Raw genomic sequence first — 8,914 nt, 5'->3', positions numbered from 1 at the left:
GGCCCGGGTGTCCCGGCAGACCCGGGTGTCCCGGCAGACCCTGGTGTCCCGGCAGACCCTGGTGTCCCGGCAGACCCCGGTGTCTCCGCTGGGGCGCAGCTTCGCCCGGCCGGCGTGCGCGGCGCGGGCCTGCCCGTCATCCGCACGAGGTTGACCGCCATCGCGGGCGGCCGGCTGTACTACCGCGGGCTCGACGCCGTAGAACTCGCCGCCGGCCACTCGTTCGAGCAGGTCGCCGGCTGGCTGTGGCAGGGCCGGTTGGACGCGCCGGCACCGTTCACCGTGCCGGCGGGGCTCGCCACCACCCTGCGGAACACCGCGATGGCCCTGCCCGCCCGCGCGCGGCTCACCGACCGGCTCCGGGTCGCTGTGTCGGTGGCCGCGGCCGCGGACCCATTGCGCTTCGACCTGCAGCCCGACAGCGTGATCCTCACGGCTGCGACCCTTGTCGCCGCCCTCGTCGAGGCGATTCCCGCCAACCCTTCCGCCGGTGTCGCGGACGGCACGGCGGGGATCGCGCGGCGGCTGTGGGAACGACTTGCCGCGACGCCGGCGGAACCGGCCGCGCTCGCCTGTCTCGATCACGCGCTCGGGCTGCTGGCCGATCACGACCTGGCGGTGTCGACCTTCGCCGCGCGGGTCGCGGCCTCTGCCCGCGCGGACCCGTACGCGGTCGTGTCCGCCGGACTCGCCACGCTCGACGGCCCGCTGCACGGTGGCGCCAGCCGGCTCGCGTGCCGCCTCGTCCGTGAGGTGGTGGAGGGTGGTGACGCCATCGTGGTCCTGTCCGAGCGGCTGCGGTCCGGGCAGCCGCTGCCCGGCTTCGGGCATGAGGCCTATCCGGACGGCGACCCGCGGGCTGCGGCGCTGCTTCGTGAGCTCGCCGAGATCCCGGCCGCGTCCCCGTTCCTCGCGGCCGCGGGCGGGATCACCGGGGCCTCCGGGCGGGACCGGCCGCTGCGGCCGAACGTCGATCTGGCGCTCGCCGTGCTGACCATGGCCGCCGGCATGCCCGCCGAGGCTGGTGAAGTGATCTTCGCCGTCGCCCGGACAGTGGGTTGGCTCGCCCACGCGCTGGAGGAGTACGGCGAACGCCCGCTGCGGCTGCGCCCCCGTGGCGTCTACGTGGGCCGACCGCCCGAGGGGGAGACGACGGTCGGCTGAGTCAGGCAGCCTGCGTCGACCGGGCGAGAGTTGCCCCTGCGGGGCAACAAGTGGACAGGAAGTAGCCACTGGCACCCGGCGGGTTGGTGATAGTGGCCGAAAAGTCGCCACTCGAATGTTGCGCAACGTCCGTGTTGCCGTAACCATGATTGCCCGTGATGACCTATGAGGATGTGGTGCAGGTGTCCGACCCGGTCGAGCGCGCCGCCTTGGCCGACTCCCTGATGTGGGCCGACCATCCGCGACGGCTCGAACTACGCACAGTCCGCGGGATCGCTCTGCGGGAGGCGCTGGATTCCGGTCTGGCGCCGGAGGATGTGGCTCGCCGGCTGGTCGTGACAGCGGCGGACCTGAACTGGATGGCCGCGCCAGCCGCACCCGCGGCGGCCTGACCGCCGGGGTGGTCGGACAACGGCGTCCCTCCGCCCGACGACGGCTATAAGGACCGTCGGCCTCCGAATATGCTTCGGATTCCCGCTCTTTGCTGCCCCTGGACACCGGAAAACGCTTCAGAAACGCACTGAGTACGGCGTGAACACGCCGCCGACTCCCTCCGTCGCTGGCCGCGACGCACCGCGACCGCGGCGCCGTCGATTCCCCCTCGCCCGCGACGTCGGACGCTGCCCCGCCTGCCGCGGACGGGCAGGCGCCACCGGCGGCCACCTCCGCCTGAGCCACGGCTGTGCCGTGAGGCCGGCCGAGCCCGCCGACCATCACTTCCCGAACGACGCCGAGCAACCGCTCGACCTGATTCGTGGGCGCCGCGCCGGTCACGACGGCGGCGTGTCCGAAGCGGCTGGGTGGTCGAGGATCGATGCCGGGCAACCGACCTGGTGATGATCCGGGCCGAGTGGGTGGGAATAGTCGCGAAACAGACACAGAAGATCGCCTCCGGTACCGGATCAGGGGCACCAACCGTCGTCCGCGCGCACCGCACCTCATGATGCGGACACATACACGTCCACTCGTCCTTGCTGTTCGCGGGGAACAGTCGGGTGCGTGGCGGTGTGCGGCGACGTCCTGAGGATAGCCTGCCCGAATGCGGATGTCGAACACGGGTTCGAATAGGGCTGGCGGCGTGATGCTCTTGAAGAAGTTGTTGTGAAAGGGTCGAGTTCCGCAGCCATGCCGGCGATGAACCCGTCGGTGACCCTGGCTCGCGCGGCACACCCGCGGGCGATTAGGGCGCCCGCGCCGGTTCGGCCGGTGGGGTCTGCCTGGGCGTGCGTCGCGGCAGGTATGATTGGCGCCTGGGTCCAGGTCCGGCCGGTGGTGTTTGGTGGGCCTGGTGCCGCGGCAGAGATGGTGCTCTTTTCTTGTGTTGTTGAGGTGAGTCGTGAGTACAGGTAAGGTTCTTCGGTTTGATCAGGTTCGGGGCTACGGTTTCATCGCTCCCAGTGACGGTGGCGACGACATTTTTCTTCATGCCAACGATCTTCTCGTCGAAAAGCATCTGGTCGTTCCTGGTGCCCTCATGGAGTTCAAGGTCGAGGAGGGTGAGCGTGGGCTGAAGGCAAGCGCGGCCCGAATCGTCGATCCCGCGCCGTCATCTCCGCCGGTGTCGGTCCGGGCGAGTTCGCATACGGATGACTCTGACGGGCTGTGCGATGTGCTGCCCGTCGGAGAGCTCACGCAGGAGGTGACGGAGACGCTGCTGCGCATCGAACCCGCCCTGACGGGCCCGCAGATCATCCGGATCAGAAGTGAACTCATCCGGATAGCGGAGCGGTACGGCTGGGTGGAGAACTGAGCCGGGCCTTCCTTACAGATCGGCGGTGCCGCGAAGGCGGGTGACGGTCGCGCCGCCCACCCAGACCGTCCCGTCCTCATCGGTGCTGATGTGCACCCGTCCGGTGCGACGCAGCACGGTGCCCTGGCTGACGACGTAGGGCGCCTGCGCCCGGCCGGTGCGCAGCAGCCATTGCGCCACCGATGCGTTCAGGCTTCCGGTCACGGGATCCTCGATTGTCGTCGTGCCCATGGGCACGAACGCGCGGATCTCGAACGCGGTCGCCGCTCCGGGCGGGTAGGGGCCGACCACGCCGAGATCGAGGTCGACCGCGCCCGGTCGCAGGGCCAGGACGGCGTCGGCGGTGGCCAGGAGGACGGCGACCCATCCGGGGCCGTTGTCCGCGTGCTCGGCCGCGACGATGTCCGAGGTCGCGATGCCCAGCATCGTGGCGATCCGGACGAGCAGCGCGGGCTCGACCGGACCCTGGCGACGTAGCGGGGGAGCCGCGAACGCGAGCCCGCCCGGAGTCGGGCGCACCGGCACCAGGCCCGCCGGGCACTGCTGGACGATCCGCCCCGGCCCGGCGGAGCGCCCGTGCTGCTCGGACCAGGCATGGCAGGTGCCGAGGGTCGGGTGACCGGCGAAGGGCAGCTCGGCGGACGGGGTGAAGATCCGGACCCGGTAGTCGGCCTCGGCCGTCGTCGGCGGCAGGACGAACGTCGTCTCCGACAGGTTCGTCCAGCGGGCGAAGGCCCGCATGGCCTCGTCCTCGAGGCCCTCGGCGTCCAGCACGACGGCCACCGGATTGCCGCCGTACGGTGTCGTGCTGAAGACGTCGACCTGGCGGAACTCCCGGGTGGTCATCAGAGCCGCTTCGGCTGCTTCGTCGACTCCACCGCCCGCTGGACGCCGACAGGCGGCTCGCTGCGCACGTCGATCCCACCGAGTACCGCGACGCCACGGACGCGCACGACCGGGGTCGTGGGTCGTTGCGGCACGGCGGCGATCCGGACCGAGCGGCCGCCGAGGACTGACGTACCGGTCACCTCGACGTCCACTCCTTCCGGAACGATGATCTCGATTCCCCCCAGCACCGCCACCGCGGTGATCGTGATCGGCTCGGTGGGGAACGCGATCTCCCGAAGGTCCAGCGTGCAACCGCCCAGCACGGCGACCGCCTTCGTGTGCCGGCCCGGGCGCCATCGGCCCCGTCGCTCATGGCCGCTGAGCACCGCGACCGTCAGGTCGACCTCGGCCCGGACGGGCTGGGTCGGCCCGGCGACCGGCTGCGCCTCGGCGCCGGCCACCGGCCCAGGCCCAGGCCCAGGGGCGACAGTGACAGCGGGGACCACGGGCGTCATCGCCGCGCCCAACGCGGGCTGCACTGGCAGGTCGGCGGTCAGCGCAGCGAAGTCGTCCCGGGTCCGGGCGGCGTAGGCGGCGCCGACCCGCTCGTCGAACTCCGCGAAGGTCAGCCGGCCCTCGGCGAGCGCGTCACGCAGCACCCGGGCGACCTCCTCCCGTTCCGAGTCGGAGACCCGAAGTGCCGGCGGCGGCGTGGGATCCGAATTCGCGGCGGTCATGCCCACGAGGGTAGCCAGCACAGGGACGAATCGGGAGGGGCAGGCCGCGGATCGCGGCCGTCCCCGGGAATTGCCCGTCACCGGGCTCGGCACGCGCGCGTCAACAAGCCCGCGCACACCATGCGACTGCTACTGTCCGCGACGATCTGATGCGGACAGTGACATTCGGAGGGTGGATCGTGCGGGTGCGCAGATGGGTGACGTCGGTTGCCGGGGCGGCGGTGCTGCTGGTCGGTGCGGCATCGGAGGCGTCGGCGCTACCCGCGGGAGCGGGCGCGCCGGAAACGCCGTCGGTCACCGTGGCGCTCGCCTCGTGGCCGGCGAGCGACCCCGCGGCCGCCCGGACGGCCGCCGCCGGATGGCCGACGGTCGACGCGTTCCCGGTAGACGTCTCGCTGGACACCTGCTCGACCGCGCCGTTCGCCGGTGACCCGCGGCTCGGGCCGGCGGCTCTGCCGTTGCTCGGCGATGTCGGCCGGCAGCTGTTCCTGTGGTCGCGCACCGGTCCCTACTGGCCCGACCGTTTCCTTTCCGTCTTCTGGGATCCCGCCGTGGGCGGCTGGCGTTACCCGCCGCAGGACGGGTTCGTCGTGCGACCGGATGGCACACCGGTGAAAGCGCCCGTTGTTCTGAACGCGGGCTGGGAGGTCGACCGGTACGGCGCCGAGGGCGGGCGATACCTCGCACCCGACGGCACTCCGTACGCCGAGCGCTCCATCCCGCCGTCGAGCCTGGTCGGCGCGCCCGCGCCGGACTGCAACTATCACGAGTACCGGGTGGTGCGGCCGTTCGCGGTGTACGGCGGGCCGATCGCGGCCTGGTTCGGCCAGCCGGGTGGCGCCGTGCAGTACCAACTCGACGGCACGCTGATTCCCGGCGCGCCACCGCGGGTGGACGTCGCCTGGCTGGTGCGCAACGGCTTTCTCGCCCGGGATCGCTGAGCAGGCACCGGCCTCGCCCGCACATCGCGGACACGTCCCGGGCGAGGCGAGTGTCGAGGCGACGGCGGCGCATCTCCGCGCGGGCGGCACAGGTCACGACGAAGGTGTTCGTCTACCGAACCTTCGGGTCCTGTGCTATTTTCCCCCCGTAGATACGGTAAATTTTCTCTGCTGGTTCCGCAGATGCGGATAGCTGTCAGTTTCCGGGGGGTGCGGACATCGAACGCGGAGAGCCCGGGGTAGCGGCACACCATTGCGAGGTCGCCGACCGGCTGCGGGCCCCTGGCGGCCGCGTGGTGCTGTGGCTTCTGCTGATGGTCGTTTTGTTGGCGTCGTCGGCCTTTGGCGTCCTGCTCCTGCTCGGGCCGTTCGTGAAATCGCTCGGTGGCAGCGAGGCGACCTATGGTGCGCTGTGCGCGTCGGCCGCCCTTCCGACGGCGATCGCGCTGGCGATGCTGCTGCGGTTCCCGCGGGCGGTGGAGCCGCAGCTGCTGCTCGCCGGCGCCTGCCTGATCTACGCCGGCGCCGCGGTGCTGGCGGCGACCACCCAGGCGCGCGGCGCCGTCCTCGTCGTCGCCGCGGTCGTCCTGGGCACGGCCTGGGCGGTGACATACACGGCCGCGCCGATGATCGCCTCCGACCTGGTGTCCGACCGCGACCGGGCCACCGTCATCGGCTATGCGACCGGGACGATCCAGGCCGGCTTCGGCATCGGCCCGGTACTGGGCAACGCGCTGCGCGACGCGAACCTCTCCTACCAGCAGGTTTTCCTCGTCGGCGCCGGGCTGGCACTGGCCGCCGGGCTGCTCGTCGTGCCGCTGTCCCTCCAGCTGCGGCGGCTGCCGCCGGTGCCGGCGCAGTCCGAGGTGGCCCCCGGGGCGCCGGACGATGCCGCCCCCGGATCGGCGGCGGGGCGCAGCGTGCTGCGTTCCCCGAGCCTCGTGCCGCTCACGATGGTGCTGCTCAGCGCGTGCGTGTTCACCACGATGAACAGTTTCCAGACGACGTTCGCGGAAAGCCGGCATCTCGATTTCGACGTCTTCTACGTGACCTACACGATCGCCGTCATCTCGGTGCGCCTCGGGCTCGCCCGGATGCTGTCGGACAGCGCCTCCGACCGCGTCGTCGCCGTGACCACTGTCGGTATGACGGCCGCCGCGGTCGCGTTCGTGTTCGTCGGTTCGAATGTGGTGCTGTACTGCCTGGCGTCGCTGCTGCTGGGCTGCACGTACGGGCTGGGCCTGCCGGCGTTCCAGGCCCGTGCGGTGAACCTCGCCGGTCCGGCGGAGCGGGTCCGGATGCTGCCGATGGCCGGTCTGCTGTTCGAGGTCGCGATCCTCGCCTGCCCGCTGGTCGCGGGCGCGGTGGTGCACGCCTACGCCTACCGGGGGCTGTTCGTCCTGCTGATCGCGATCACGAGTGCGGTGCTGGTGCTCGGCCAGATCCGGCCCCGCCGCGAGCCCGCGGCACTGGCCATGTCGCCGGGCGCGGCGGCCACAGTCGGCGGCGAGCGGTAGGGCGGCGAGCGGTAGGGCGGCGCGCGGTAGGGCGGCGAGCGGTAGGGCGGCGCGCGGTAGGGCGGCGAACGGTAAGGCGGCGCGCGGCAGGCGGCACAGCGGCAGGTGATACAGCGGCAGGTGATACAGCGGCAGGCGGCGAGACGACGGGCCGAGGGGGACGGATGTATTTTTCGGCGAGCTACGGCGAGGCACGGCAGCGGTTCCTGGCCGCCGCCGGGGAACGCGGCGCGCACCTCGAGTCGTTCCGCCTCGACACCGCCGGCGGCGCGCGGGGCGAGGCACTGAGTACCGACGTGGCCCGGCTCGGCGCGAGCAGCGGACCGGCCGCGCTGGTCCTCGTCAGCGGCACGCACGGCACGGAGGGCTTCGCCGGCTCGGCCTGCCAGCTGCGCGCCCTGCACGAAGCGGCCTGGCTGGCGGATCTGCCCGTGGTGCTGGTGCACGCCCTCAACCCGTTCGGTTTCTCGTACCGCCGCCGGGTCAACGAGGACAACATCGACATCAACCGGAACTTCATCGACCACGACGAGCCCCCGGGCGAGCGCGGCTACGGAGCGCTGCATCCCTTCCTGCTGCCCGCCGACTGGGAGGGTCCCGCGCGCGCCGAAGCCGACGCCGGGCTGTTCGCGGCGGCCGACCGCCTCGGGCTGCGCGCGGTGCAGCAGAGCATCACCGGCGGCCAGTACACCCACGCCGACGGCCTGTTCTACGGCGGGGCGGCGCCCTGCTGGTCCAACCGCACCTGGCACCACATCATTCGCACCTACCTGACCGGCTACGAGCGGGTCGCCTACATCGACCTGCACACCGGCCTCGGTGAACGCGCCGCCGCCGAACCGATCTTTCGCGGTGGCCCCGACGAGCAGGCGCCGCGACGGGCCCGGCGCTGGTACGGCGAGGCGCTGACCGACTCCGACGAGGGCACCGCAAGCTCCACGCCGATCGGCGGCAACTCCGCCAGCGCCCTGGTCCAGGAACTCGTCGACGCCGAGATCACGGCCATCACCTGCGAGTTCGGCACCCTGGACGGCCTGACCGTGCTGCGCGCCCTGCAGGGGGACAACTGGCTGTGGCAGCAGCCCGAACCGGTCGACGAGCCGCTGCGCGCGCGCCTCGGCGCCCTCATGCGCGAGGCGTTCGACCCGCCGGACGAGCAGTGGCGCGCCGATGTCCTCGACCGGGGCCTCGCCGTGATCAACCAGGCGGCCGCCGGCGTGCTCCCTGAGACCGCCGACGCCGCCTGAGCGCACGTCCGGGTCAGACCGCCACGACGACGTCGTGCTGGGCGAGCGCGACGGCGGCGGCGTCGGCGGCCGGGACGAGCCGGTGGTCGAGCCGGCCGTCCGGGAACAGCGTGGTCACCAGCCGCAGTCCGGCAAGGTGGCGCAGGCCGCGCGGGCGCAGGTCCCGCACCGCGTCGGCCAGCACCAGATGCGTCGACCCGTGCCCGTCGAGGCGACTTTCGGTGTCGTCGACGACGACCGCGTCGGATCCCGACCCGGTCAGCTCCGCGTGCACCGCGTGGACCAGCCCCGCCTCGCCGGCCCACACCGCGCCGCTGCCGTGCACGAGGACGGCGGGATCACTCGTCGGCGCCGCCGAGACGACCGAGCACACCTGCCCGGCGGGCAGCAGCGAGCGGCAGTGGATCTCCACGCCGTGCCGGCGAGCCCAGTCGACCGCGCAGTGGTGCAGCACCTTCGCGCCGTGCCGGGACATCGTCATCATCGTGTCGTACCCGACGGTCGCGAGAGTCCGGGCGCCCGGCACGAGCCGCGGGTCGGCCGTGCACACGCCGGGGGAGTCGGAGAAGATCTCGCAGGCCGGGGCGCCGAGGGCGACGGCGGCGGCGATCGCGGACAGGTCCGAGCTGTTGCGGCCCAGCATCACCGGCCGCCCGTCGAGCCCGATGCCCTGCCCGCCCGGCAGCACGAGCACCGTGCCCGTCGGGGCGCCGGCGAGGTGGCGGCGCAG

Annotated in this window: 9 protein-coding genes; 6 read left to right on the top strand and 3 right to left on the bottom strand. The window is 72.3% G+C overall.

Annotated elements, in window-relative coordinates:
• From MXD58_RS13565 to MXD58_RS13555, 3 genes are all read left to right on the top strand, one after another.
• Nucleotides 1-1,164: citrate/2-methylcitrate synthase (locus tag MXD58_RS13565; RefSeq protein ID WP_250609370.1), on the top strand; the 1,164-nt coding region annotated here is incomplete at its 5' end.
• 158 nt (nucleotides 1,165-1,322) lie between these two features.
• Complete coding sequence (locus MXD58_RS13560) at nucleotides 1,323-1,556, top strand: hypothetical protein (protein ID WP_248837928.1); 234 nt, start codon at nucleotides 1,323-1,325, stop codon at nucleotides 1,554-1,556.
• 944 nt (nucleotides 1,557-2,500) lie between these two features.
• Nucleotides 2,501-2,914, top strand: a complete 414-nt coding sequence (locus MXD58_RS13555) for a cold-shock protein (protein WP_248837929.1) — start codon at nucleotides 2,501-2,503, stop codon at nucleotides 2,912-2,914.
• A gap of 12 nt (nucleotides 2,915-2,926) precedes the next feature.
• On the opposite strand, the gene MXD58_RS13550 is transcribed toward MXD58_RS13555, so the two are convergent.
• Both MXD58_RS13550 and MXD58_RS13545 read right to left on the bottom strand, forming a co-directional pair.
• On the bottom strand, nucleotides 2,927-3,760 hold the full coding sequence (locus MXD58_RS13550) for a PhzF family protein (RefSeq protein ID WP_248837930.1): 834 nt from the start codon (nucleotides 3,758-3,760) through the stop codon (nucleotides 2,927-2,929).
• Entirely contained in the window at nucleotides 3,760-4,500 is a 741-nt protein-coding gene (locus MXD58_RS13545; protein WP_250609369.1) for a DUF1707 SHOCT-like domain-containing protein, read from the bottom strand. Before MXD58_RS13545 ends, MXD58_RS13550 begins: the two co-directional genes overlap by 1 nt.
• 176 nt (nucleotides 4,501-4,676) lie before the next feature.
• Here MXD58_RS13545 and MXD58_RS13540 point away from each other — a divergent pair, with 176 nt between their 5' ends.
• The 3 genes from MXD58_RS13540 to MXD58_RS13530 all read left to right on the top strand — a co-directional run bounded on the left by MXD58_RS13540 (nucleotide 4,677) and on the right by MXD58_RS13530 (nucleotide 8,184).
• Complete coding sequence (locus MXD58_RS13540; protein ID WP_250609368.1) at nucleotides 4,677-5,420, top strand: TNT domain-containing protein; 744 nt, start codon at nucleotides 4,677-4,679, stop codon at nucleotides 5,418-5,420.
• Between the two features lie 293 nt (nucleotides 5,421-5,713).
• On the top strand, nucleotides 5,714-6,937 hold the full coding sequence (locus MXD58_RS13535; RefSeq protein WP_248837933.1) for an MFS transporter: 1,224 nt from the start codon (nucleotides 5,714-5,716) through the stop codon (nucleotides 6,935-6,937).
• Between the two features lie 164 nt (nucleotides 6,938-7,101).
• Nucleotides 7,102-8,184 (top strand): M14 family metallopeptidase, encoded by a 1,083-nt coding sequence (locus MXD58_RS13530; protein ID WP_248837934.1) that lies wholly within the window; start codon nucleotides 7,102-7,104, stop codon nucleotides 8,182-8,184.
• A 13-nt stretch (nucleotides 8,185-8,197) separates the two neighbouring features.
• On the opposite strand, the gene MXD58_RS13525 is transcribed toward MXD58_RS13530, so the two are convergent.
• Nucleotides 8,198-8,914, bottom strand: a 717-nt coding sequence (locus tag MXD58_RS13525; protein WP_518477998.1) for an amino acid kinase family protein, incomplete at its 5' end; no start/stop codon positions are given.

Source organism: Frankia sp. AgKG'84/4, from assembly GCF_023242965.2.
Classification (GTDB): domain Bacteria; phylum Actinomycetota; class Actinomycetes; order Frankiales; family Frankiaceae; genus Frankia.
Note: the sequence above shows the minus strand (reverse complement) of the source record. Positions and strands in the feature narration are given on the sequence as shown.

Coding starts and splice junctions, on each gene's coding strand:
- MXD58_RS13560 (WP_248837928.1), top strand. CDS start 1,323: ATGACCTATGAGGATGTGGTGCAGGTGTCCGACCCGGTCGAGCGCGCC.
- MXD58_RS13550 (WP_248837930.1), bottom strand. CDS start 3,760: ATGACCACCCGGGAGTTCCGCCAGGTCGACGTCTTCAGCACGACACCG.
- MXD58_RS13530 (WP_248837934.1), top strand. CDS start 7,102: ATGTATTTTTCGGCGAGCTACGGCGAGGCACGGCAGCGGTTCCTGGCC.